This is a genomic window from Micromonospora sp. RTP1Z1, from assembly GCF_033804685.1.
GTDB lineage: Bacteria > Actinomycetota > Actinomycetes > Mycobacteriales > Micromonosporaceae > Micromonospora.
In genome coordinates this window covers 1-22363 of record NZ_JAPFQV010000058.1, presented here as the reverse complement: position 1 = coordinate 22363, position 22363 = coordinate 1, and the positions used below count along the sequence as shown (strand labels likewise).

Below are 22363 nucleotides of genomic sequence, written 5' to 3'. Positions count from 1 at the left end.
GAGAATGACCGGATGGCCGGGTACCGCCGACAGCTCTACCGCGACGACGCGGTGGTCCTGCGTGTGCAGAAGCTCGGCGAGTCCGACCGGATCATCACTCTGCTCACCCGCCGGCACGGGCGGCTGCGCGCGGTGGCCCGGGGCGTCCGGCGCACCACCAGCAAGTTCGGCGCCCGGCTGGAGCCGTTCGGCCACGTCGACGTCCAGCTGGCCGGCGATCCGAAGGGCGAACACGGCAGCTCGCTGCACACCGTCAGCCAGGTCGAGGGGATCGACCTGTACGGCAAGCGGTTCCTCGGCGACTACCCCCGCTACACGACGGCCAGCGCGATCGCGGAGACCGCCGAGCGGCTCACCCCGGTCGAGCGGGAGCCGTCGCTGCGGCTCTTCCAGCTCACCCTCGGCGCGATCAAGTCTCTGGCCCGGGGCGAGCACGCCACCACGCTGGTGCTCGACGCGTACCTGCTGCGCGGGATGGCGCTGGCCGGCTGGGCGCCGGCGCTGATCGCCTGTGCGGTCTGCGGCACGCCGGGGCGGCACCGGGCGTTCTCCGTACCGGCCGGGGGAGCGGTCTGCCCCGACTGCCGGCCGCCCGGCGCGGCCCACCCCGCCCCAGCCACCATCGACCTGATGTCCGCGCTCACCACCGGCGACTGGGTGCTCGCCGACGCCACCGAGACGGGCGTACGCCGGGAGTGCAGCGGACTGGTCGCGGCGCACCTGCAGTGGCACCTGGAACGCGCGCTACGCTCGCTGCCGCTGGTCGACCGGGGTGCCCCGGCGGCCATCGCCGTCCCGCCGCCGGTCGGCGGGATCGCGGGAGCGGACGGTGTGAACAGGGAGAAGACCGAGTGATCCGATCGATGAGGGCCGGCCGGCGTGAGCCGGTGCCACCGACTCCGCACCCATCGGGTGCCCGGCCCCCGGCACTGCCCGCCGACGCGGTGCCGAAGCACGTCGCCGTGGTGATGGACGGCAACGGCCGGTGGGCCAAGGAGCGTGGCCTGTCCCGCACCAAGGGTCACGAGCAGGGGGAGCACTCCCTCTTCGACACCATCGAGGGCGCGATCGAGCTGGGCATCCCCTACCTGTCGGCGTACGCCTTCTCCACCGAGAACTGGCGGCGCTCGCCGGACGAGGTCCGCTTCCTGATGGGCTTCAACCGGGACGTCATCCGGCGGCGCCGCGACCAGCTGGTCGACCTGGGCGTCCGGGTGGTCTGGTCGGGGCGGGCCGGCCGGCTCTGGAAGAGCGTCATCTCCGAGTTGCAGACCGCCGAGGAGATGTCCCGGGGCAACTCGACGCTGACCCTGCAGTTCTGCGTCAACTACGGCGGCCAGGCGGAGATCGCCGATGCCGCCGCCGCGATCGCCCGCGACGTGGCGGACGGGAAGCTCGACCCGGGCAAGGTCACCGAGAAGACCATCGCCAGGTACCTCTACCACCCCGAGATCCCCGAGGTGGACCTCTTCCTGCGCCCCTCCGGCGAGCAGCGCACCTCCAACTTCCTGCTCTGGCAGAGCGCGTACGCCGAGCTGATCTTCCTCGACACGCTCTGGCCGGACTTCGACCGCCGTCACCTCTGGTACGCCTGCGAGCTGTACGCCCAGCGGGACCGCCGATTCGGTGGCGCGCTGCCCAACCCGGTCGCGCCGCGGATCTGAGTCACGCTTAGCGACGCGCTGGTGTGGGTACCACTCCGGACAGCAGCCAATAGCGGAGGTGGACTCACATGATTCAGAAGCGGATTGCTCAATGGGCGGTCATGGCGGTCGCGGTGCCGCTGGCGGCAGCCGGCGCCCGCCGGCTCAGCAACACCCTGGAGGCCCGGCGCGGTCCGTCCGGGGTGAGCCGAGTGCTCAGCAAGGGCGCCGACATGCTGCGGCCGAAGCAGGCCAAGCGTCGTCGGTTCTGGTGACGTCGACGGTCGGCGTCGCAGCGTCGCGGCGCTGACCCGGCCCGTGGACCGCGCCCCGCATCCGGCTTTCCGGCCGGAGTGCGGGGCGCCCGCGCGTACGATCGGCGCAGGGCGCGCCGTCCGGACACGGGGGTGGGGATGCGGGATCTCCGGTACAAGATGATCATGGCGTTGAACGCGGCGGACCTGGGCAGCCCGATCTGCGAGCAGGTCGCCGAGATCTGCGCGGAGATCGCCGAGCAGCACTGCGCCGAGTTCGGCCACACGCCGACCGTGCGCTCCGGCGAGATCGCCGAGCTGGCCACCGGCGAGCCGGCGCTGACCTGGGCGCCCACCGAGACCGGGCAGCGTGCCTGGTGACCGCCGTCGCACCGGCCCCGGCCGTGGACGTCCGCCGGGCCGCCGACCGGTTCGCCACCCGGCTGTCCTGGCTCGACTCGAAGCACTCGTTCTCGTTCTCCCGGCACTACGACCCGGCGAACACCCATCACGGCCTGCTGCTGGTCAACAACGACGACGTGGTGCACCCGGGCACCGGCTTCGAGACGCACCCCCACGAGGACATGGAGATCGTGACCTGGGTGCTGCGCGGCTCGCTGGTGCACCAGGACTCCACCGGCCACTCCGGCGTCATCTACCCCGGCCTGGCCCAGCGGATGAGCGCCGGCACCGGCATCCTGCACTCGGAGAAGAACGACGCCTGGCGGCTGGCCGGCACCACCCCGCACACCGACCCCGTGCACTTCGTCCAGATGTGGGTGCTCCCGGACACCGAGGGCGTCGACCCTGGCTACGAGCAGCTGGAGATCGGCGACGAACTGCTCCGCGGCGGCCTGGTCCCGGTCGCCTCCGGCATGGACCGGTACGACGGGGCGTCGGCGATCCGGATCCGCAACCGGTACGCCACCCTGCACGCCGCCCGGCTCGCCCCCGGTGACGAGGTGACCCTCCCGGACGCGCCCTTCCTGCACCTGTACGTGCCGACCGGCGCGGTGACCCTGGAGGGCGCCGGACGGCTCGGCGAGGGCGACGCCGCCCGGATCACCATGACCGGCGGCCAGCGGGTGGCCGCCACCGAGCCGGCCGAGATCCTGGTCTGGGAGATGCACGCCGCCCTCGCCTGAGGGTCACGCCTCCACTTCGGAGCGGTCGCCGGCCCACAGGGTGTGGAACGAGCCCTTCCGATCGACCCGGTGGTAGGTGTGCGCGCCGAAGTTGTCCCGCAGCCCCTGGATGAGCGCGGCCGGCAGCCGCTCGGCGCGCAGCCCGTCGAAGTAGGCCAGCGACGACGAGAACGCCGGGGTCGGCACGCCGGCCCGGGCCGCGTCGGCGACCACCCGCCGCCAGCCCGGCACCCCGGCGCTGACCCGGTCGGCGAACCACGGGGCCACCAGCAGCGTCGACAGTTTCGGCTCGGCGTCGTACGCCTCCCGGATCCGGTCCAGGAAGCGGGCCCGGATGATGCAGCCGCCCCGCCAGATGGTGGCGGTGCCGCCCAGGTCGATGTCCCAGTCGTACTCCTGGCTGCCGGCCCGGATGTGGTCGAAGCCCTGCGCGTACGCGACGATCTTGCTGGCCAGCAGCGCGCGCCGGACGTCCTCGATGAAGGTCTCCCGGTCCTCGACCTGCCACTTCTCGCCCGCGTCGCCGAAGGCGCGGCGGGCGGCCTCGCGCTGGTCGGCGTGGCCGGACAGCGACCGGGCGAAGGTCGCCTCGGCGATGCCGGTGATCGGGATGCCCAGGTCGAGGGCGCTCTGCACGGTCCAGCGGCCGGTGCCTTTCTGCTCGGCCTGGTCGAGCACCACGTCGACGAAGGGCTTGCCGGTCGCGGCGTCGGTGTGCGCCAGCACCTCCGCGGTGATCTCGATGAGGAACGACTCCAGCTCGCCGCCGTTCCAGTCCCGGAAGATCTCCGCGATCTCCGCCGGGGTCGCCGACAGGCCGTACCGCAACAGGTCGTACGCCTCGGCGATGAGCTGCATGTCGGCGTACTCGATGCCGTTGTGGACCATCTTCACGAAGTGGCCGGCGCCGTCCGGGCCGATGTGCCGGCAGCACGGGGTGCCGTCGACGTGTGCGGCGATCTTCTCGAACATCGGGCCGAGCTTCTGATAGGACTCCGCCGAGCCGCCGGGCATGATGCTCGGGCCGCGCAGCGCGCCCTCCTCGCCGCCGGAGACGCCGGCTCCGACGAAGTGCAGCCCGTGCCCGCGCAGCGCCTCCTCCCGGCGGCGGGTGTCGGCGAAGTGCGCGTTGCCGCAGTCGACGACGATGTCCCCCTCTTCGAGGAGGGGGACCAGTTCGTCGATCACCGCGTCGGTGGGCGCGCCCGCCTTCACCATCACGATCACCGCGCGGGGGCGCTCGAGCGAGGCGACGAAGTCCCCGAGGGACTCGGACGGGACGAAGGTGCCCTCGTCGCCGTGCTCGGCGACCAGGCTGCGGGTGCGTTCCGGCGAGCGGTTGTGCACCGCCACGGTGAAGCCGTTGCGGGCCAGGTTCCGGGCCAGGTTGCGGCCCATCACGGCCAGCCCGGTCACGCCGATCTGCGCCGTCGCCCGCTGAGCCATCCGTACCGCCACCTCTCGTCGGCCTGCCCGTCCTGCGACCGTATCGCGGTCGGCGACGGGCCGGGCCCGGACATCGACGGCGGGTGAGCGGTCGGTGGCGGTCGGTCCTCAGCCCTCGGCGAGGCGGGCCTCGACGTGGGCGACCTTCGCGGTCATCGCGTCGGTGACTCCGGGCCGGATGTCCGCCTTGAGCACCAGGCTGACCCGGGGCGCCTGGGCGGCGACGGTGTCGACGGCCCGCTTCACCACCGCCATCACCTCGTCCCACTCACCCTCCACCGTGGTGAACATGGCGTCGGTCCGGTTCGGCAGCCCGGACTCCCGGACCACCCGGACGGCGTCGGCGACCAGGTCACCGACGGACTCACCCACGCCGAGCGGGGTGATTGAGAACGCGATCAGCATGTCGTCGATCGTGCCAGCAATTCGGGTGCGGTGCGCCGGGGCGGTCGGTTAGCGTGCAGGTATGCGTATCTGACGCCCTCTTTTCGGAAGCTGGCCCGTCGCCGTCCTCGTGCCGCGGGCTCCCGCTGCGGGCGTCCGCATCCCGTCCGCCGCCGTCTTCGCGGCGCCTTTCGTGATCGGGCCCGCCGGGGCATCCCATGCTCGTCGCGCCACTGGCGCCCCAAGTTCAGGAGGCAACGTATGCCCGCCAAGCGCAGTTCGAAGAAGTCCCGCCGGCCCAGGCCGGGGCCGTCCCTGGTGGACGTGACCCCGACGGACCTCGACACCCTCGCGGTGGCGCCGTCGACGCCGGTGGTCCTGCCGCCGTCCTCACAGGCGGAGGTCCCGCCGGCGCCGAAGGCCGGCCCGCCGCCCGGCCGCGACGCCCGGTTCGTCGGCCGCAGCCAGCGCGCCGGCCAGACCCGCCGGTACGCCTTCCGCCGCAGCTGATCCGCGGCCTGAGGGCGGTCTCCTGGTGAGCGATATACCTGAGAGGCATATTTATGACTCTCAGGTATATCGCTTTCCGCGACCATGGTCGCCGGTCGGCGACCCGCCCCGTCGGTGCTGGCGGCCCGGCCACGACCGCCTGGCGGCGATCCGGCCACCACCGCCGCCACCGGCTCAGCCGATCAGTGGGCGGAAGGTGCCCAGCAGGACGCTGACCGTCAGCGCCGCGCCGGCCAGCACCGCCGCCGCCACGATCAGCAGCCCGTCGGCGATGCTGAAGCATTGCCGTCGGGCGACCGTCCGTGGGGTGCCGGCGTCGAAACCGCGGGCGTCCATCGCCACCGCCAGCCGGGTGGCCCGGCGGATCGCCCCGACGAGCAGCGCGAACGCGGTCGAGACGAAGAGCCGTAGCTTGGCCAGCGGGTTCCGGCCGGCGTCCACGCCCCGGGCGCGGCGGGCCATGCTGATCATCTGCCACTCCTGACCGAGCAGCGGTACGAGCCGGAACGCGGCCAGCGCGCCGATGGCGAAGCGGGCCGGCGCCTTCGTGTTCTGGATCAGCGCGTCGGCCAGGTCGGTCGGGTCGGTGGTGGCGAAGACGATCACCCCGGGCAGCGCCACGGCCAGCAGCCGGAGCACCAGGCCGAGCGCGGTGACCAGCACCCCGGAGGTGACCAGGACCGGGCCGGCGTCGAGCAGCACCCGGCCGGACCGGTCCGCGGCGAAGAGCACCAGGGTGACCAGGATGCCGGCGGCGCTGGCCAGCAGCGGCCAGGCCCGGCGGGCCAGCAGCCGGTAGCGGATGCCGAAGAGCGGCAGCACCGCCAGCTCGACGGCGATGGCCAGCGCCGGGGCCACCGGGTCCAGGGTGGCGACCAGGGTGAACGAGAAGACCAGCGCGGCGGCCAGCTTCGCCACCGGGTTCCGCCGGGCCAGCGGCGCGCCGGACACGGCGACCGGCTCGATGGTGATCACAGATGCCCCCGGGCGCTCGCCAGGGCGGTGGCCGCCGGGTCGATGGGGGTCACGGGCGCTCCAGGGTGACGGTCCGGTCAGCGAGCGCCGCGACGAAGTCCGGGTCGTGGGTGACCGTGACGACGCCGTGTCCGGCGTCGCGCAGCTCGGCGAGGAGGTCGACCAGCTCCCGCCAGGTCCGTCGGTCCTGGCCGAAGGTGGGTTCGTCGCAGATCAACAGGCGGGGCGCGGTGGCCAGGGCGGTCGCCACGCTCAGCCGGCGCGCCTCGCCGCCGGAGAGGGTGTACGGGTTGGCGCCGGCCAGCGGCGCCAGCCGGAGCCGCTCCAGCAGGGCGTCCACCGTGGCCTTCACCGTCGCCTCCGGCTGGCCGGTCCGGCGCGGACCGAGCGCCAACTCGTCGAAGACGTTCCCGGTGACGAACTGGTGCTCCGGGTCCTGGAAGACCGAGCCGATCCGCCGGGCGAGCGCGGGCGCCCGCCAACGGTGCGGGGGAGTGCGCGCGTCGCGGCCGGCCAGCGCGGCGGTGGCGGTGGCCGTACCGGTGCCGGGGCGGAGCAGCCCGCCGAGGAGCAGGGCCAGGGTGGACTTGCCGGCGCCGTTGGGGCCGAGCACGGCGAGCGCCTCGCCGGCGCGTACCGAAAGATCGGTGGGGGCCAGCCGGGGCGGCAGGCCGAGCCGGTCGGCGGTGATCAGCGGCTTGCCGGCCGGCGCGGTCGCGTGCCGGGGCGACACGATCCGACCCGGCACCCAGACGCCGGCGGCGGCGAGCGCGTCGCCGTGCGCGGCGAACACCGCCTCCGGCGGTCCGTCGACCCGGACCCCGCCGCCGGGTTCGAGGACGACCACCCGGTCGACCAGCGGCAGCGCCTCGGCGACCCGATGCTCGACCAGGATCAGCGTGGTGTCGGCGTCGACAGCGTCCGCGACCGCCCCCCGGATCAGCGTCGCGCCGGCCGGGTCGAGGTTGGCGGTCGGCTCGTCGAGCAGCAGCAGCGTCGGCCGCAGGGCCAGCGCCCCGGCCAGGGCGAGCCGCTGCTGCTCGCCGCCGGAAAGAGCGGCGGTGGGCCGGTCCCGGCGGTACGGGAAGCCGACCCGGTGCAGCGCCTCGTCGACCCGGGGCCAGATCTCGTCTGCCGGTACACCCCGGTTCTCCAGCCCGAAGGCGACGTCGTCGCCGCACCGGGCCATCACCAGCTGGGTATCCGGATCCTGGAAGACGATGCCGACCTGTTCCCGGGCCTTGCGCGGGTCCAGCCCGTCGATCTCGACGGTGCCCTCCTGCTCACCGGAGTCCTCCGGCAGCAGCCCGGCCAGCGCCGCGAGCAGCGTGCTCTTCCCGGCGCCCGACGGTCCGAGCAGCAGCACCCGCTCCCCCCGTGCGACGCGGAGATCGACCCCCCGCACCGCCCACCGCTTCCGCCCGGCATGCCGCCACCCGAACCCTCGCAGCTCCACCCCGCTCACCCGCGCCCCACCTCCGTCCCCGCTCTGCGCCCAGCTTCCGTGATCAAGAGGTTCGCGTCCGGGAAACACGGTTCCGCCGACGCGAACCTCTTGATCAACCCGAACTGCCGGTGGATCAGATCGCGGCGCGTTCGCGGCCGGCGGGGAAGCGGTCCAGGACACCGGTGCCGGCCAGGGCGCGGGTGAGGAACCAGGAGCCGGCGCCAGCGATGATCGTGGCGCTGACGATCGTGAGCAGGGCGTAGGGGAGGCGGTAGCTGACCAGGTCGTAGGTCTTGTTCCAGTAGACGAAGTCGAAGATCGCCGCGCTCAGACCGGTCAGCGCGCCGGCCAGCAGGGCGGTCGGCAGCCGGAACGACCGGTAGCGGAACGCGGCAAACGCCAGCTCGGCGCCGACGCCCTGCATCAGGCCCTGCACGATGACGATGCCGCCCCACTGGCTGCCCAGCAGCGCGGAGACGATCGCGGCCACCAGCTCGCAGTACAGCGAGGCGCCGGGCTTGCGGACGACCAGGCCCCCGAGTACCGCCGGGATCAGCCAGACCCCGTAGATCAACGTCTGCGCCGGAGGGAAGAAGGCGAACGCCGCGTCCGTGGCGCTCCAGACCAGGCCCCAGGCCCAGAAGATGACGCCGAAGGCGACCGCGATCACCGAGGCGACCACGATGTCGACGGTGCGCCAGCGGTTGCTGTCCGTGTGGTTCATGGCATGGCTCCCAGTCCTGAAGCGAGCCAGGAGAAGACGCACGCCGCGCCCGGTGTCACCGGACGGCGGCGCGGCTGGAGGTCGACCGAACTCCCTGCGCTGGCATTACCCAGATCAGGTTCGAGGGTCTGCGGGCGATGCCCGCACTCTCAGCGCTGTGCGCTCCCCTGTCGGATGTGAAGTTGTCTCGGCAGACGCTAGCACCACCCAGGCCCCCGGCCCAGCAGGGCGGTCGCGATCCCGGCGGCTGGGTAGGCTGCCGATCATGCGGGTCGACGCGCGAGGTCTGACGTTCGAGGTACGCACCGGCGGTCCTGAGGACGGCGTACCCGTCCTGCTGCTGCACGGCTTCCCGCAGCACGGCGGCGAGTGGGACTACGTGGTGCCCGCCCTGCACGCCGCCGGGCTGCGCACGTACGCGCTGGACCAGCGGGGCTACGCGCCGGGCGCGCGGCCGGACGCGGTCGAGGCGTACCGGATTCCGGAGCTGGTGGCCGACGCGGCCGGCGTGCTCGACGCGCTCGGGGTGGAGTCCGCGCACGTGGTGGGGCACGACTGGGGTGCGATCGTGGCGTGGGGCCTCGCGGCGGCGCACCCCGAGCGGGTCCGCACCCTCACCGCCGTCTCGGTGCCGCACCCGGCCGCGATGGCGCACGCGCTCGCCACCGACCCGCAGCAGAAGGCCCGCTCCGCGTACATCGCGCTGTTCCGCAAGCCGGGCAAGGCCGAGAAGGTGCTACTCGCCCTCAACGCCACCGCGCTGCGCAGGCTGCTCGGCGGGGTGGGTGACGCGGCGCGGGTCGCCCGCTACGCCGATCCGATGCGCCGGCCGGGCGCGCTGACCGCCGCGCTGAACTGGTACCGGGCGATGTCGGGGACCGACATGAAGGCCGTCGGTCCGGTGACCGTGCCGACCACCTTCGTCTGGAGCGACAAGGACATCGCGATCGGCCGGACCGCCGCCGAGGCCTGCGCGACGCACGTGACCGGCGACTACCGCTTCGTCGCGCTCCCCGGCGTCACCCACTGGATCCCCGACGAGGCGCCCGGCCCGCTGGCCGAGGCGATCCTCGCCCGGGTCGCCGCGTGATCGCGACGCCCGGGGCGGCCCGGCCGCACACCCGCGCGTCGCTCGCCGCGCAGTTCCACGACCTCGGCGTACGCCCCGGCGGTGTCCTCCTGGTGCACGCGGCGATGCGCCCGTTCGGCTTCGTCTGCGGCGGCCCGCAGGCCGTGGTGCTGGCCCTGCGCGACGTGCTTGGGCCGGACGGCACCCTCGTCGTGCCCACCCACACCCCGGAGAACAGCGACCCGGCCGGGTGGTGCAACCCGCCCGTGCCGGCGGACTGGTGGCCGGTGATCCGGGCGGAGCTGCCCGGCTTCGATCCGGCGCTGACGCCGAGCCGGTTCATGGGCGCGCTCGCGGAGCAGGTGCGTACCTGGCCGGGCGCGCTGCGCAGCGACCACCCGCACGTCTCCTTCGCCGCGTTCGGCCCGGCCGCCGGGCGGATCGTCGCCGAGCACGCCCTGACCGACATGCTGGGCGAGAGTTCCCCGCTGGCCCGGCTCCACGACCTCGATGCCGACGTGCTGCTGCTCGGCGTCGACCACGGCTCGAACACCTCGCTGCACCTGGCGGAGTACCGCTGGCCGGCGGCGCCGAGGGCGCGGGTGGGGGCCGCCGTGCGCACCGGCGACGGCGGCCGGGAGTGGGTGTGGTGGGAGGACGTGGACCTCGACGAGAGCGACTTCGCCCGGCTCGGCGCCGACTTCGAGGCCACCGGCGCGGTGCGGGTGGGCGCGGTCGGGGACGGGACGGGCCGGTTGATGAGGCAGCGGGCGGCGGTCGACTTCGCGGTGGAGTGGCTGGCCCGCAACCGACGGACGGAGGAGGCATGACGGTGAGCGCCGAGTCGTACCTGACGGTGGTGACCGAGACGATGGGTCGGGTGGCCGCCGGTCAGCGTGACGCGGTGGGTCGGGCCGCCGACCTGATCGCCGAGGCGTTGCGTGCCGAGGGGGTGGTGCACGCGTTCGGCACCGGCCACTCCGAGGCGCTCGCCATGGAGATCGCCGGCCGGGCTGGCGGGCTGGTGCCCACCAACCGGATCGCGCTGCGCGACCTGGTGCTCTACGGCGGTGAGCCGGTCGACGTCCTCGGTCCCAAGCTGGAACGCGACCCGGCGGTGGCGCACCGGCTCTACGAGCTGGCCCCGGTACGCCCGCAGGACGTCTTCGTGCTCGCCTCCAACTCGGGCGTCAACGGGGCCATGGTCGAGTTCGCGTCGCTGGTGAAGGAGCGCGGGCACGCGCTGGTGGCGATCACCTCGGCCGAGCACTCGGGACGGATGACGTCCCGCCACCCGTCGGGCCGCAAGCTCGCCGACTTCGCCGACGTGGTGCTCGACAACGGCGCCCCGTACGGCGATGCCACCCTGCCGCTGCCCGGCGGCGGCGCGGTCGGCGCGGTCTCCTCGATCACCGCGGCGCTGCTGGCCCAGCAGATCGTGGCGGAGGTGGTGGCCCGGCTGCTGGCGGCGGGGGTACGGCCCCCGGTCTACCTGTCGGCCAACATCACCGGCGGCGACGAGCACAACGCCGAGCTGGAGGCCCGGTACGCCGGTCGGATCCGCCGCGGGGCGTGACCGGTCCGCCGGCGGCCCGGCCGGCGGGCGTCGGCGCGGTGACCGCGAGGCGGTTTCGCGAAACGCCCGACGGGGCAAAGGCTCTGCCGCCGACGGGGTGCTCCCCGCCGGCAGTACCGTCTTCCCGGAGGTAGCCCGTGTCCAAGGAGACCGAGAAGCAGCGCTGGCAGCGCAACTTCGCCGACCTGCTGCAGGAACTGCGGGTGGCGCAGACCGGGGTGCAGATCCTCTTCGCGTTCCTGCTCACCCTGCCGTTCAGCAATGGTTTCACCCGGACCACCGAGTTCCAGCGGGACGTCTACATCGTCGCGTTGCTGGCCGCTGCGGCGGCCACCGCGATGATCATCTCGCCGGTCGCGTTCCACCGGGCGCTGTTCCGGCAGGGGCGCAAGCCGGAGCTGGTGCGGTTCGCCCACCGGATGGCCAGTGGCGGCCTGGCCTTCATGCTGATCTCCATGGTCAGCGCGGTGCTGCTGATCACCGACTTCGTGCTCACTCGGCCGGTCGCCTTCCTGCTCAGCGGGGTCACCGCGCTCTGGTTCTTGGCCTTCTGGGTGGTCCTGCCCTTCGCCCGGCGTGGCTGGGGGGACGGCGAGATCGACGACGATGACGACGACCCGCAGGTGCTCGCCGGCGACTGAGCCCCGCTGGAGTCCCGCCAAATCGGACGTGCCAAGAACGCTACCCCTGGGTAACACCCAGGGGTAGCGTCGTTTTTGTCGAGCACGTTGACGCAGCCGGACCGAGGTTCGAGGGGGCAGCCGTGACCACGACACAGAACAGCCGACCGGACGGAACGCCGGGCGCGGGCGGCCCCACCGGGCGGGTGGCGCCGATCGACGACCCCGACACCGGTCCCGTGGCGCCGGCCGGCGAGGCGGCCGACGCCGTCGCGATCGATGAGGCCGGCGGCGCGGGGCCGCTGCCCGCCGAGGCGGGGCAGGTCTCCGAAAAGGAGGCCCGCCAGGTCGCCGAGGCGGCCCGGGAGTCGGCCTGGGACCGGCCCAGCTTCGGCAAGGAGCTCTTCCTCGGCCGGTTCCGGCTCGACCTGATCAACCCCTGGCCGCGGTCCGATCCGGACGACGTCGCGCGGGCCGAGGAGTTCCTCGGCGCGTTCGGGGCGTACCTGGACTCCGAGGTGGACGGCGCGGCCATCGAGCGGGACGCGTTCATCCCGGACGAGGTCTTCCACGGCCTGGGCCGGCTCGGCGCCTTCGGCATGAAAATCGACCGGAAGTACGGCGGGCTCGGGCTGAGCAACCTGCACTACTGCCGGGCGCTGATGCGGGCCGGTTCGATCAACCCGGCGATCGGGGCGCTGCTCTCGGCGCACCAGTCGATCGGGGTGCCGCAGCCGCTGAAGATGTTCGGCACCGCGGAGCAGAAGCAACGGTTCCTGCCGCGGCTCGCGGCCGGTGAGGTCTCCGCGTTCCTGCTCACCGAGCCGGACGTCGGATCCGACCCGGCCCGGCTGGCCACCACCGCGGAACCGACCCCGGACGGCAAGGGGTACCGGCTCAACGGGGTGAAGCTCTGGGCCACCAACGGCACGGTCGCCACCCTGCTGGTGGTGATGGCCCGGGTGCCGGCGGCCGAGGGCCGGCGCGGCGGGATCACCGCCTTCGTGGTCGAGGGCGACAGCGAGGGCATCACCGTGGAACGCCGCAACGCCTTCGTCGGACTGCGCGGCCTGGAGAACAGCCTCACCCGCTTCCACGACGTTGTCGTACCGACGGAGAACGTGATCGGCGGTGAGGGCAAGGGGCTGAAGATCGCCCTGACCACGCTGAACACCGGACGTCTCTCGCTGCCGGCGATGTGCGTGGGGGCGGGCAAGTGGTCGCTCAACGTGGCCCGGGAGTGGGCCGCCGACCGGGTCCAGTGGGGCCGGCCGGTCGGCGAGCACGAGGCGGTCGCCAAGAAGCTGTCCTTCATCGCCGCCACCACGTACGGCATGGAGAGCATGCTGGACCTCTGCTGCCTGCTCGCCGACGACGACCGCAACGACATCCGGATCGAGGCGGCGCTGGTCAAGCTCTACGCCAGCGAGATGGCCTGGAAGATCGCCGACGAGCTGATCCAGATCAGGGGCGGCCGCGGCTACGAGACCGCCGACTCCCTCGCCGCCCGGGGCGAGCGCCCCGCCGCGGCCGAGCAGATCCTGCGCGACCTGCGGATCAACCGGATCTTCGAGGGCTCCACGGAGATCATGCACCTGCTGATCGCCCGGGAGGCGGTGGACGCGCACCTCTCGGTGGCCGGCGACATCATCGACCCGGACGCCGGTCTCGCCCGCAAGGCGAAGGCCGGCGCGCGGGCCGGCGTCTTCTACGCGAAGTGGCTGCCCACCCTCGCCGTCGGCAAGGGCCAGACCCCCGGGGCGTACGCCGAGTTCGGCCCGCTCGCCGGTCACCTGCGGCACGTGGAGCGCACCTCCCGCAAGCTGGCCCGGTCCACGTTCTACGCGATGTCCCGCTGGCAGGGAAAGCTGGAGCGCAAGCAGGCGTTCCTCGGCCGGGTGGTGGACATCGGCGCGGAGCTGTTCGCGATGTCCGCGGTCTGCGTCCGGGCGTACGCCGAGCGGGACACCCGTCCGGAGAACGTCGAGCTGGCCGACCTGTTCTGCCGGCAGGCGCGGCTGCGGATCGAGGAGCTGTTCACCGGGCTCTGGTCCAACACCGACTCGCTGGACGTGGCGGCGGCGAAGCGCATCCTCGCCGGCCGGTACGCCGCCCTGGAGGAGGGCGTGGCGACGCCACCGGCGGACGCCCCCTGGGTGGCCAACTGGACCCCCGGCCCGTCCACGGCCCAGGACGTCCGCCGCCGGATCCCTCCGGCGCACTGACCCGGTTCACTCCCGACGACGGCGCGGCCGGGAGCCGGGAGCCGTCAGCGGGCGACCGCCCAGGCGAGGATGGCAGCCAGGATGAGTCCGTTGAGCAGCGCCAGCACCAGGTACGCCTGCGGCGGAATCTTGCGACCCTTACGGACGAAGCTCACCAGGACGCCCGCGTACGCCAGCAGCAGCACGGCGACGACGATCAGGAAGTACAGCACCGCCACACCTTAGCGGCCCGCCCGCAACCCGAGTCCGCGCAGCTCCAGCGCGGCGAGCGCGTCGACGGTGGCGTCGTCGCCGCGGCGCCACGCCTCGGCCACGTCGGGCCCGATCCGGGTCAGCTTGCCGAGCGGCTGACCGGCGAGGGCCCGCAGCGCCAGCAGATCGCGGCCGGCGGGGGCGGTCGCGAGGGCCTTCGCCGCGCCGGCCCGGCGCATCCAGCGCACCCGCAGCGGCAGCCAGCCGAAGAGCACCAGGCCGAGCGGGAAGACCAGCACCGCGATGCTGAGCGCGAGGGCCAACTGGCCGACCAGTTCCTGCTGGTCGCGGCCGGCGTCGGCGAGTGACCGGGCGGCGTCCGCGGCCCTGGTGAAGGGGGCGGTCAGCTCGTCGCCGACCAGCGGCATGCGGCCGACCTTGCCGCCGGCCTCGGCCAGGTTGTCGGCGAGGCCACCGCCGGCCCCCTCCAGCTTCTGTCCGGGTACGGCGAGCTTCTCGACGAGGTCGTGCAGCCAGAGCGCGAAGCGGATCGCCGCGTACACCCAGACGACCACGAGCAGATCGGTGAGGAGTTGGCGGAGGGCGGTCGGAAAACGGTCGGCGTAGATCTTCACGCCGGACAGCGTGCCACGCTCCGGCCGCCGGGGCACGCGCTGAGTTCTCAGCCGGCGCAGGCCGGGCAGGTCCCGAAGATCTCCAGGGTGTGGCTGACCTCGGCGTACCCGTGCTGCGCGGCGACCCGCTCCGCCCAGCTCTCCACCGCCGGCCCGGCCACCTCCACGGTCCGCCCGCAGGCCCGGCAGACCAGGTGGTGGTGGTGACCCTCGCTGCACCGCCGGTAGAGGTGCTCGCCGCCGGGCGGACGCATCACGTCGATCTCGCCGGCGTCGGCCAGGCCCTGCAACGTCCGGTAGACGGTGGTCAGGCCGACCCGCTCGCCCCGCTGGCGCAGCATCGCGTACAGGTCCTGCGCGCTGTGGAAGCCCTCCACCTCGGCCAGCAGCATGCTGACCGCCGTGCGCTGCCGCGTGTTCCGCAGAGTCCCCTCGCTCATCACGGTCCCTCCCCGGCGTGGCTCACCGCGTCCGCCACGATGTGTGCGACGTGCTCGTCCACCAGGGCGTACGCGATCTCCCGACCGCGCCGGGAGCCACGGACCACGCCGGCGCCGCGGAGCACCCGCAGGTGCTGGGAGACCAGCGGTTGCGGGGCGCCCAGCTTCTCCACCAGCTCGTGCACGCACCGTTCACCCTGCGCCAGCTCCGTCACGATCGCCAGTCGGATCGGCGCGGACAGCGCACGCAGCAGGTCACCCGCGCCCTCGAAGGCGTCGTAACCGTTCGTGCCCGTCATCCCGTAACGGTAACCAATACCAGCAGGACCTGCCGGGGGCGGCTCACCTGAGCACGACCTCGTGCGGCTCGGCGGCCGGCACGGCCGCCGGGCCGGACCGCCGGCGCATCGCCCGCCGGCCCGCCGCGGCGAGCGCGACCGCAAGGAACGAGGCGATGGCCACCAGCACCACCGAGGCGCCCGGCGCGGTGTCGGCGGTGGCCGCCACCCAGATGCCCGCCCCGGCGGCGAACACACCGAGCGTCATCGCGGCCGCCATGGTGCTGCGGAAGCCCCGGGTGACCTGCTGGGCGGTCGCCACCGGCACCACCATCAGCGCGCTGATCAGCAGCACGCCGACCGCCCGCATGGCGATCGTCACGGTCACCGCGGTGGTCACCGCCAGCAGCAGGTTGAGCGCCCGGACCGGCAGCCCGGAGACCCGGGCGTACTCCTCGTCGTGGCAGACCGCGAAGAGTGCCGGGCGTAGCGCCAGCATGATCGCCAGGATGGCTACGCCGAGCACCAGGATCGTGGCCAGGTCGGCCGGCGACGTGGTGGTCAGCGACCCGAACAGGTACGAGTTGAGCGCGGAGCTGCTGGCGTCGGAGAGCCCGACCAGCATCACGCCGCCGGCGATGCCGCCGTAGAAGAGCAGCGCCAGGGCCAGGTCGCCGGAGGTGCGGCCGCGGGAGCGGACCAGCTCGATGGCGATCGCGCCGAGGGTGGCCGCGATCACCGCCACCAGCACCGGGGAACGGTTGAGCAGCAGCCCGGCGCCGACGCCGGTGAGCGCCACGTGGCCGATCCCGTCGCCGATCAGCGCCAGCCGCCGCTGCACCAGATAGATGCCGAGTGCCGGCGCGGCCAGCCCGATGACCAGCGCGCCGACCAGGGCGCGCAGCATGAAGTCGTACTGGAGAAGGTCCATGTCAGATGCTCCACAGCCCGGCGGGCTCCTCGTCGCAGTGCGGGTGCACGTGGTCGTGGCCGGGCTCCGCGTGGTGCCCGGCCGGTTCCGGCACCGCGCCGTCGTGGCAGATGCCACCCTCGTGCACGACGACCGCCCGGCTGATCAGCGGCCGCAGCGGGCCCAGCTCGTGGGCGACCAGCAGCACCGTGCCGCCGCCGTCGAGGAAGCCGCGCAGCGCCCCGGCGAACGCCTCCTGGCTGGCCGCGTCGACCCCGGCGGTCGGCTCGTCCAGGACCAGCAGCTCGGGCTCGCCGGCCAGGGCCCGGGCGATCAGGGTGCGCTGCTGCTGCCCGCCGGAGAGGGTGGCGACCGGGTCGCCGGCCCGGTCGGCGAGCCCGACGGCCCGCAGCGCGGCGGCCACCGCCGCGCGGTCGGCGCGTCCCGCCGGCCGCAGTACGCCTCGACGGGCCAGCCGCCCCGAGGCCACCACCTCGCCCACCGTGGCCGGTACGCCGCTGCCGGCGCCGAGGCGCTGGGGGACGTACCCGATTCGGCGCCACTGTCGGAAGCGGCGCTGCGGGGCACCGAAGAGGGTGACCGACCCGGAGCTGAGCGGGACCAGCCCGAGCACGGCGCGGATCAGGGTCGACTTGCCGGAGCCGTTGGCGCCGAGCACGGCCACCACCTCACCGGCGGTGACGGTCAGCGAGACGTCCCGCAGCACGGGGCGGCCGTCGTAGCCGACGGCGGCGTGCGTGACCTGGATGACGGGTGCATTCATGAGCAGTCCAAGGCGGTCCGCAGGGTCTGGAGGTTGGCGCGCATCGCCGAGAGGTAGTCGCCGTCGGCGGGTGGGCCCTCGATCGGGTCGAGCACGGCGGTCCTCGCCCCGACCTCGCGGGCCACGGTCTCGGCGACCTTCGGGCTGACCAGGGTCTCGAAGAAGATCGTGGTGGCCCGGTGCTCCCGGGCTTCCTTCGCCACTGCGGCGAGGCGCTGCGGGGAGGGCTCGCTGTCCGGGGTGAGCCCGGTGATGCCGACCTGTTCGAGCTGGTAGCGCGCGGCGAGATAGCCGAACGCGGTGTGGCTGGCCACGATCTCCCGGCGCTGGCAGGTCTTCAGTCCCTGCGCGTACGCGGTGTCGAGAGCCGTCATGTCGGCGCGGAGCGACCTCGCCCGGGCGGTGTAGTCGGCGGCATGGTCGGGGTCGGTCCTGCCCAGCCGCTCGGCGAGCCGGTCGCCGATGGTGGCCAGCCGGGTCGGGTCGAGCCAGACGTGCGGGTCCTTGCCCCCGGTCTCCTCGTGCCCGGCCTCGCCGTCGTGCTCGTGCCCGCCGGCCGCCGCGTCGCGCAGCGGCTCCACCGTGGCCACGTCGAACGCCCGGTCGCCGCCGTTCTGCGCGACCGCCTCGTCGACGGCTGGCTGGAAGCCGGCGAGGTAGACGATCAGCTCCGCGTCGACGACCTGCCCGACCTGGCGCGGGTTCAGTTCCAGGTCGTGCGGCTCGGCGCCGGGCTTGGCCAGGTTGCTGACCTTGACCGCGTCGCCGCCGATCCGCTCGGCGAGGAACTGCAGCGGGTAGAAGGCGGCCACCACGTCGACCCGCCCCGATCCGGCGCCCGCCCCGCCGTCGGAACAGGCGGCGACGCCGCCCAGGGCGAGCAGGGCGGTGGTGGCTGCGGCCAGAGCGCGCGGAGCGGAGCGGACGGTCATGCCCTCAACTGTCCGCGATAACGAAATTGATTGTCAAAAACGCATGAGTGCATGTCAGAGCAGCTTGGCCAGGGCCACCGCGATCAGCAGGGTCAGCATCACCAGGCGGATCACCCGGGTCGCCGGCCCCTGCACCGGCCAGGTGACGACCATCAGCCACACCAGCCCCGCGGCCAGCGCCAGCAACAGCAGGCCGCCCACCGGACCGGGCGCGAGGAGCGCCACCAGCACCAGGGCCAGCGTGGCCAGGAACACCGTCGTCGGGTTGACCCGGGCCAGTCGGGCCAGCAGGAGACTCTGCGTACGCTGCATTCCACAGACTCTACGAGGAGGACGCCGGTGCTGGTCACCAACCGGTTCGTGGTGGACGCCGATGTCGCGCCCGATTTCACCGAGCGGGCCCACGCCGCCCTCGCGGCGCTCGCCGCCCGCCCCGGCTACCTGCGCGGGGAACTGCTGCGCGCGCTGGACGACCCGACCCACTGGTGTCTGCTCACCGAGTGGGAGTCGGTCGGGGCGTACCGGCGGGCGCTGGGCGGCTTCGACGTCAAGATCACGGCGGTGCCGCTGCTCGCCCAGTCGATCGACGAGCCGTCGGCGTACGAGACGCTCGCCAGCGCTGCGTCGGACGGGGAGATCGTCGTCGTCGCCAGCGATCGGGCCGCAGGTCCTTACCGCTGACCCCGGGGGCACTACCCTCGGCGTATGACCGCTCCCGGACCGGCAGTCCCGCCCCCTCACTCCGTGCTGTCCGGCGCGGGCGGCGCGCCGCCGGTCCCGGGGCCGCCGTCCGAGCCGGGTGTCCCCGCCGGCCCCGGGGTGGCCCCGCCGTTCGCCGCCCCGCCCACCGAGGGCGGCCGCTCCCGGCTCTGGCTCGGTCTCGGCGTCGGCGCGCTCGCCGTGCTGCTCTGCTGCGGCGGGGGCGGCGCGGCCATCGTCGGACTCGCGGTGAGCAACGTCCAGGCGATCGAGGAGCAGGGCCGTACGGTGACCAACACCTACTACCGGGCCCTGGTGGAGAAGGACTGGTCCAAGGCGTACGACACGCTCTGCGACGACGCCCAGCGGCGCGACTCCCGGCCGGAGTTCGAGCAGCGGGTCGCCACCGAGCCACCGATCTCCGGCTACCGGGTGGGCAAGGTCGACGCGCAGACCCTCACCGTGCCGGTCGACGTGACCCTCGGCGGCGGTAAGCGGGAGGCCCAGCAGGTGACTCTGGCGGCGGACCCGCAGACGGGTGGCATGGAGGTCTGCGGGGTGAGCTGACCCCGCCCCCGGTATTCTGCTGGGCTCGGGACCCGGGCAGTCGTACCGTTGTCCCGAACTGACCGCTCCATCCACCTCACCCCCGCCGACCGCCAGCCGGCGTAGGAGGAAACATGCCAGCCGACCGTATCGACGCCGTCGTCAGCCTCGCCAAGCGCCGAGGCTTCGTCTTCCCCTCCAGTGAGATCTACGGGGGCACCCGATCGGCGTGGGACTACGGTCCGCTCGGCGTGGAGCTCAAGGAGAACGTCCGCCGGCAGTGGTGGAAGACCATGGTCCAGCAGCGCGACGACGTCGTCGGCCTGGACTCGGCGGTCATCCTGGCCCGCCAGGTCTGGGAGGCTTCCGGCCACATCGCCGAGTTCGTCGACCCGCTGACCGAGTGCCAGTCCTGCCACAAGCGGTTCCGCGCCGACCACCTGGAAGAGGCGTTCGAGGCCAAGCACGGCCGTCCGCCGGTCTCGCTGTCCGAGATCAACTGCCCGAACTGCGGCAACAAGGGCACCTTCACCGAGCCGAAGATGTTCAACGGCCTGATGAAGACCTACCTCGGCCCGGTGGAGAGCGAAGAGGGCATGCACTACCTGCGGCCCGAGACCGCCCAGGGCATCTTCGTCAACTACAAGAACGTGGAGACCGCCGCGCGCAAGAAGCCGCCGTTCGGCATCGCGCAGACCGGCAAGTCGTTCCGCAACGAGATCACCCCGGGCAACTTCATCTTCCGGACCCGCGAGTTCGAGCAGATGGAGATGGAGTTCTTCGTCGAGCCGGGCTCCGACGAGCAGTGGCACGATTACTGGCTCCAGGAGCGCTGGAACTGGTACCTCGACCTGGGCCTCTCGGCGGAGAACCTGCGCCTCTACGAGCACCCCAAGGAGAAGCTCTCCCACTACTCGAAGCGCACCGTCGACATCGAGTACCGGTTCCAGTTCGGCGGCAGCGAGTTCGCCGAGCTGGAGGGCATCGCCAACCGCACCGACTTCGACCTCTCCACGCACAGCAAGCACTCCGGCGTCGACCTGTCCTACTTCGACCAGACGAAGAACGAGCGCTGGATCCCGTACGTGATCGAGCCGGCCGCCGGCCTGACCCGCGCGGTGCTCGCGTTCCTGCTCGAGGCGTACGACGAGGACGAGGCCCCGAACACCAAGGGCGGCGTTGACAAGCGCACCGTGATGCGCTTCGACCCGCGGCTGGCGCCGGTGAAGGTGGCGGTGCTGCCGCTGTCCCGCAACGAGGCGCTCTCGCCGAAGGCGAAGGGGCTCGCGGCGGATCTGCGCAAGCGCTGGGTGGTGGAGTTCGACGACTCGCAGGCCATCGGCCGCCGCTACCGCCGGCAGGACGAGATCGGCACGCCGTTCTGCGTGACGGTCGACTTCGACACCCTGGACGACGACGCGGTGACCGTGCGGAACCGGGACACCATGGCCCAGGAGCGGGTCTCCCTGGACCAGGTCGAGCGCTACCTGATCGAGCGCCTGCCCGGCTGCTGAGCTGTTCACGGGGTCCCGGCCGGCGCGGAAAGGCGCCGGTCGGGGCCCCGTACACTTGTCCGGTGACCGCCCCTACCCTGCCCGCGCTGCGCCCGTTGACCCTCGGGCCGCACCAGGTGTGGCCGCCGGTGGTGCTGGCGCCGATGGCGGGCATCACCAACGTCGGCTTCCGGCGGCTCTGCCGGGAGCAGGGCGGCGGCATCTACGTCTGCGAGATGATCACCACGCGGGCGCTGGTCGAGCGGAACCCGAAGACCCTCCGCATGATCGCCTTCGGCGCGGACGAGCAGCCGCGCAGCCTCCAGCTCTACGGCACCGACCCGGAGATCACCGCCGCCGCGGTGCGAATCGTGGTGGAGCGCGACCTCGCCGACCACATCGACCTCAACTTCGGCTGCCCGGTGCCCAAGGTCACCCGACGCGGTGGCGGTTCGGCGCTGCCGTGGCGGCGCCGGCTCTTCGCCCGGCTGGTCAGGGCCGCGGTGGACGCCGCGTCGCCCGCCGGGGTGCCGGTCACGGTGAAGATGCGCAAGGGCATCGACGACGACCATCTGACGTACGTCGAGGCCGGGCTCGCCGCGCAGGACGCGGGCGTCGCGGCGGTCGCCCTGCACGGGCGTACGGCGGCGCAGCGTTACTCGGGCACCGCCGACTGGGATGCGATCGCCACCCTCAAGCAGGCCCTCGACGTGCCGGTGCTCGGCAACGGCGACATCTGGGAGGCCGAGGACGCGCTGCGGATGGTCGCGCACACCGGGGTGGACGGCGTGGTGATCGGGCGGGGCTGCCTGGGCCGCCCGTGGCTCTTCGCCGATCTGGAGGCCGCGTTCCACGGCCGGCCGGAGCGGCGGCTGCCCACCCTCGGCGAGGTGGCGGTGACCATGCGCCGGCACGCCGAGCTGCTGGTCGACCAGTTCGTCGTGGGCGCGCGCAACCCGGCGCGGGGCGAGCGGGACGCCTGCACCGACTTCCGCAAGCATGTCGCCTGGTACCTCAAGGGCTTCCCGGTCGGCAGCGAACTGCGCCGCTCGCTCGCGATGATCGAAAGCCTGGCCCAGCTCGACGATCTGCTCGGCAAGCTCGATCCGGCCGAGCCGTTCCCGGTGGCCACGCTGGGTCAGCCGCGCGGCCGGACCAACTCCCCGGGCAAGGTCTTCCTGCCCGACGGCTGGCTGGCCTGCCGGGACGACGACAGCGTGCCCGACGGTGCCGAGCTGGACGACTCCGGCGGCTGACCGCGCCACGCCCGGTCCGGTCCGCGGTTCACGGCCGATCCGGGTGGGGACGAGACGACGACAGGGCCGGCCCCCGGTTGGGGGTCGGCCCTGTCGTGGTTGGTGCTGTGGGGTGGGTCAGGAGGTGGTGTAGCCGCGGGTGGCGATCCAGTCGGCGAGGTTGTCGACGCTGATGCGGTA

At 73.2% G+C, this 22363-nt stretch carries 28 protein-coding genes and 1 riboswitch; of the genes, 15 read left to right on the top strand and 13 right to left on the bottom strand.

Translation table 11 applies throughout. From position 1 onward, the window contains the following. The first annotated feature begins 12 nt into the window (after positions 1 to 12). The 5 genes from recO to SLP03_RS24455 all read left to right on the top strand — a co-directional run bounded on the left by recO (position 13) and on the right by SLP03_RS24455 (position 3042). Complete coding sequence (recO, locus tag SLP03_RS24475; protein ID WP_319462972.1) at positions 13 to 855, top strand: DNA repair protein RecO; 843 nt, start codon at positions 13 to 15, stop codon at positions 853 to 855. A gap of 8 nt (positions 856 to 863) precedes the next feature. Further along, positions 864 to 1664, top strand: a complete 801-nt coding sequence (locus SLP03_RS24470; RefSeq protein WP_319462994.1) for an isoprenyl transferase — start codon at positions 864 to 866, stop codon at positions 1662 to 1664. A gap of 68 nt (positions 1665 to 1732) precedes the next feature. Beyond that, positions 1733 to 1918, top strand: coding sequence for a hypothetical protein (locus SLP03_RS24465; protein ID WP_319462971.1), 186 nt, complete (start codon positions 1733 to 1735; stop codon positions 1916 to 1918). A 138-nt stretch (positions 1919 to 2056) separates the two neighbouring features. After that, positions 2057 to 2278, top strand: a complete 222-nt coding sequence (locus tag SLP03_RS24460) for a thioredoxin reductase (RefSeq protein WP_319462970.1) — start codon at positions 2057 to 2059, stop codon at positions 2276 to 2278. Further along, positions 2275 to 3042 (top strand): pirin family protein, encoded by a 768-nt coding sequence (locus tag SLP03_RS24455; protein ID WP_319462969.1) that lies wholly within the window; start codon positions 2275 to 2277, stop codon positions 3040 to 3042. Before SLP03_RS24460 ends, SLP03_RS24455 begins: the two co-directional genes overlap by 4 nt. Positions 3043 to 3045: 3 nt before the next feature. Here the strand turns inward: SLP03_RS24455 and gndA are convergent, their stop codons facing one another. Together gndA and SLP03_RS24445 are read right to left on the bottom strand one after the other, a co-directional pair. Next, positions 3046 to 4488 (bottom strand): NADP-dependent phosphogluconate dehydrogenase, encoded by a 1443-nt coding sequence (gene gndA / locus SLP03_RS24450; protein WP_319462968.1) that lies wholly within the window; start codon positions 4486 to 4488, stop codon positions 3046 to 3048. A gap of 108 nt (positions 4489 to 4596) precedes the next feature. Further along, a complete protein-coding gene (locus SLP03_RS24445; RefSeq protein WP_319462967.1) occupies positions 4597 to 4893 on the bottom strand; it encodes an MTH1187 family thiamine-binding protein in 297 nt (98 codons plus the stop codon). Positions 4894 to 5133: 240 nt separating this feature from the next. Between SLP03_RS24445 and SLP03_RS24440 the strand changes: the two genes are divergently transcribed. Continuing rightward, positions 5134 to 5382, top strand: a complete 249-nt coding sequence (locus tag SLP03_RS24440; protein WP_319462966.1) for a hypothetical protein — start codon at positions 5134 to 5136, stop codon at positions 5380 to 5382. 174 nt (positions 5383 to 5556) lie between these two features. Here the strand turns inward: SLP03_RS24440 and SLP03_RS24435 are convergent, their stop codons facing one another. The 3 genes from SLP03_RS24435 to SLP03_RS24425 form a co-directional block, all read right to left on the bottom strand. Continuing rightward, complete coding sequence (locus tag SLP03_RS24435) at positions 5557 to 6357, bottom strand: energy-coupling factor transporter transmembrane component T (RefSeq protein ID WP_319462965.1); 801 nt, start codon at positions 6355 to 6357, stop codon at positions 5557 to 5559. 49 nt (positions 6358 to 6406) lie between these two features. Next, on the bottom strand, positions 6407 to 7822 hold the full coding sequence (locus SLP03_RS24430) for an ABC transporter ATP-binding protein (RefSeq protein WP_319462964.1): 1416 nt from the start codon (positions 7820 to 7822) through the stop codon (positions 6407 to 6409). 115 nt (positions 7823 to 7937) lie between these two features. Beyond that, complete coding sequence (locus SLP03_RS24425) at positions 7938 to 8528, bottom strand: ECF transporter S component (RefSeq protein WP_319462963.1); 591 nt, start codon at positions 8526 to 8528, stop codon at positions 7938 to 7940. A 73-nt stretch (positions 8529 to 8601) separates the two neighbouring features. Next, positions 8602 to 8707: riboswitch (TPP riboswitch) on the bottom strand. A gap of 86 nt (positions 8708 to 8793) precedes the next feature. Here SLP03_RS24425 and SLP03_RS24420 point away from each other — a divergent pair. The 5 genes from SLP03_RS24420 to SLP03_RS24400 all read left to right on the top strand — a co-directional run bounded on the left by SLP03_RS24420 (position 8794) and on the right by SLP03_RS24400 (position 14018). Next, on the top strand, positions 8794 to 9618 hold the full coding sequence (locus SLP03_RS24420) for an alpha/beta hydrolase (RefSeq protein WP_319462962.1): 825 nt from the start codon (positions 8794 to 8796) through the stop codon (positions 9616 to 9618). Then, on the top strand, positions 9615 to 10427 hold the full coding sequence (locus SLP03_RS24415; RefSeq protein ID WP_319462961.1) for an AAC(3) family N-acetyltransferase: 813 nt from the start codon (positions 9615 to 9617) through the stop codon (positions 10425 to 10427). Before SLP03_RS24420 ends, SLP03_RS24415 begins: the two co-directional genes overlap by 4 nt. After that, entirely contained in the window at positions 10424 to 11173 is a 750-nt protein-coding gene (locus SLP03_RS24410; RefSeq protein WP_319462960.1) for an SIS domain-containing protein, read from the top strand. Before SLP03_RS24415 ends, SLP03_RS24410 begins: the two co-directional genes overlap by 4 nt. Positions 11174 to 11310: 137 nt before the next feature. After that, positions 11311 to 11814, top strand: coding sequence for a DUF6328 family protein (locus SLP03_RS24405; protein WP_319462959.1), 504 nt, complete (start codon positions 11311 to 11313; stop codon positions 11812 to 11814). Between the two features lie 218 nt (positions 11815 to 12032). Next, positions 12033 to 14018 carry an acyl-CoA dehydrogenase family protein gene (locus tag SLP03_RS24400; protein ID WP_413644743.1) on the top strand — a complete coding sequence of 662 codons (1986 nt, stop codon included), beginning with the start codon at positions 12033 to 12035 and terminating at the stop codon, positions 14016 to 14018. Positions 14019 to 14062: 44 nt separating this feature from the next. Here SLP03_RS24400 and SLP03_RS24395 read toward each other — a convergent pair whose 3' ends face one another. Genes SLP03_RS24395 through SLP03_RS24360 form a run of 8 tightly spaced genes read right to left on the bottom strand, consistent with a single transcriptional unit; the run spans position 14063 to position 18501 of the window. Continuing rightward, positions 14063 to 14230: a hypothetical protein gene (locus tag SLP03_RS24395; RefSeq protein ID WP_319462958.1), complete on the bottom strand. Its 168-nt coding sequence runs from the start codon at positions 14228 to 14230 to the stop codon at positions 14063 to 14065. A gap of 9 nt (positions 14231 to 14239) precedes the next feature. Further along, on the bottom strand, positions 14240 to 14845 hold the full coding sequence (locus tag SLP03_RS24390) for a hypothetical protein (RefSeq protein WP_319462957.1): 606 nt from the start codon (positions 14843 to 14845) through the stop codon (positions 14240 to 14242). A 47-nt stretch (positions 14846 to 14892) separates the two neighbouring features. Next, on the bottom strand, positions 14893 to 15285 hold the full coding sequence (locus SLP03_RS24385; RefSeq protein ID WP_319462956.1) for a Fur family transcriptional regulator: 393 nt from the start codon (positions 15283 to 15285) through the stop codon (positions 14893 to 14895). Then, on the bottom strand, positions 15285 to 15584 hold the full coding sequence (locus SLP03_RS24380) for an ArsR/SmtB family transcription factor (RefSeq protein WP_109803252.1): 300 nt from the start codon (positions 15582 to 15584) through the stop codon (positions 15285 to 15287). The genes SLP03_RS24385 and SLP03_RS24380 overlap by 1 nt, the downstream gene beginning before the upstream one ends. A gap of 43 nt (positions 15585 to 15627) precedes the next feature. Next, positions 15628 to 16494, bottom strand: coding sequence for a metal ABC transporter permease (locus tag SLP03_RS24375; RefSeq protein ID WP_319462955.1), 867 nt, complete (start codon positions 16492 to 16494; stop codon positions 15628 to 15630). A 1-nt stretch (position 16495) separates the two neighbouring features. Beyond that, positions 16496 to 17257 (bottom strand): metal ABC transporter ATP-binding protein, encoded by a 762-nt coding sequence (locus SLP03_RS24370; RefSeq protein WP_319462954.1) that lies wholly within the window; start codon positions 17255 to 17257, stop codon positions 16496 to 16498. After that, entirely contained in the window at positions 17254 to 18189 is a 936-nt protein-coding gene (locus SLP03_RS24365) for a metal ABC transporter substrate-binding protein (protein ID WP_319462953.1), read from the bottom strand. The genes SLP03_RS24370 and SLP03_RS24365 overlap by 4 nt, the downstream gene beginning before the upstream one ends. Positions 18190 to 18243: 54 nt before the next feature. Continuing rightward, entirely contained in the window at positions 18244 to 18501 is a 258-nt protein-coding gene (locus SLP03_RS24360; protein ID WP_319462952.1) for a DUF6703 family protein, read from the bottom strand. 27 nt (positions 18502 to 18528) lie between these two features. On the opposite strand from SLP03_RS24360, the gene SLP03_RS24355 reads away from it, so the two are divergent. From SLP03_RS24355 to dusB, 4 genes are all read left to right on the top strand, one after another. Next, complete coding sequence (locus SLP03_RS24355) at positions 18529 to 18870, top strand: antibiotic biosynthesis monooxygenase family protein (RefSeq protein WP_319462951.1); 342 nt, start codon at positions 18529 to 18531, stop codon at positions 18868 to 18870. A gap of 24 nt (positions 18871 to 18894) precedes the next feature. Then, positions 18895 to 19455, top strand: coding sequence for a hypothetical protein (locus SLP03_RS24350; RefSeq protein WP_319462950.1), 561 nt, complete (start codon positions 18895 to 18897; stop codon positions 19453 to 19455). A gap of 113 nt (positions 19456 to 19568) precedes the next feature. Beyond that, positions 19569 to 20948 carry a glycine--tRNA ligase gene (locus SLP03_RS24345; RefSeq protein ID WP_319462949.1) on the top strand — a complete coding sequence of 460 codons (1380 nt, stop codon included), beginning with the start codon at positions 19569 to 19571 and terminating at the stop codon, positions 20946 to 20948. 62 nt (positions 20949 to 21010) lie between these two features. Continuing rightward, entirely contained in the window at positions 21011 to 22183 is a 1173-nt protein-coding gene (gene dusB, locus SLP03_RS24340) for a tRNA dihydrouridine synthase DusB (protein WP_319462948.1), read from the top strand. Positions 22184 to 22363: the final 180 nt, after the last annotated feature.

Coding starts and splice junctions, on each gene's coding strand:
- recO (WP_319462972.1), top strand. CDS start 13: ATGGCCGGGTACCGCCGACAGCTCTACCGCGACGACGCGGTGGTCCTG.
- SLP03_RS24470 (WP_319462994.1), top strand. CDS start 864: ATGAGGGCCGGCCGGCGTGAGCCGGTGCCACCGACTCCGCACCCATCG.
- SLP03_RS24465 (WP_319462971.1), top strand. CDS start 1,733: ATGATTCAGAAGCGGATTGCTCAATGGGCGGTCATGGCGGTCGCGGTG.
- SLP03_RS24460 (WP_319462970.1), top strand. CDS start 2,057: ATGCGGGATCTCCGGTACAAGATGATCATGGCGTTGAACGCGGCGGAC.
- gndA (WP_319462968.1), bottom strand. CDS start 4,488: ATGGCTCAGCGGGCGACGGCGCAGATCGGCGTGACCGGGCTGGCCGTG.
- SLP03_RS24445 (WP_319462967.1), bottom strand. CDS start 4,893: ATGCTGATCGCGTTCTCAATCACCCCGCTCGGCGTGGGTGAGTCCGTC.
- SLP03_RS24440 (WP_319462966.1), top strand. CDS start 5,134: ATGCCCGCCAAGCGCAGTTCGAAGAAGTCCCGCCGGCCCAGGCCGGGG.
- SLP03_RS24425 (WP_319462963.1), bottom strand. CDS start 8,528: ATGAACCACACGGACAGCAACCGCTGGCGCACCGTCGACATCGTGGTC.
- SLP03_RS24420 (WP_319462962.1), top strand. CDS start 8,794: ATGCGGGTCGACGCGCGAGGTCTGACGTTCGAGGTACGCACCGGCGGT.
- SLP03_RS24410 (WP_319462960.1), top strand. CDS start 10,424: ATGACGGTGAGCGCCGAGTCGTACCTGACGGTGGTGACCGAGACGATG.
- SLP03_RS24385 (WP_319462956.1), bottom strand. CDS start 15,285: ATGAGCGAGGGGACTCTGCGGAACACGCGGCAGCGCACGGCGGTCAGC.
- SLP03_RS24380 (WP_109803252.1), bottom strand. CDS start 15,584: ATGACGGGCACGAACGGTTACGACGCCTTCGAGGGCGCGGGTGACCTG.
- SLP03_RS24375 (WP_319462955.1), bottom strand. CDS start 16,494: ATGGACCTTCTCCAGTACGACTTCATGCTGCGCGCCCTGGTCGGCGCG.
- SLP03_RS24370 (WP_319462954.1), bottom strand. CDS start 17,257: ATGAATGCACCCGTCATCCAGGTCACGCACGCCGCCGTCGGCTACGAC.
- SLP03_RS24365 (WP_319462953.1), bottom strand. CDS start 18,189: ATGACCGTCCGCTCCGCTCCGCGCGCTCTGGCCGCAGCCACCACCGCC.
- SLP03_RS24360 (WP_319462952.1), bottom strand. CDS start 18,501: ATGCAGCGTACGCAGAGTCTCCTGCTGGCCCGACTGGCCCGGGTCAAC.
- SLP03_RS24350 (WP_319462950.1), top strand. CDS start 18,895: ATGACCGCTCCCGGACCGGCAGTCCCGCCCCCTCACTCCGTGCTGTCC.
- SLP03_RS24345 (WP_319462949.1), top strand. CDS start 19,569: ATGCCAGCCGACCGTATCGACGCCGTCGTCAGCCTCGCCAAGCGCCGA.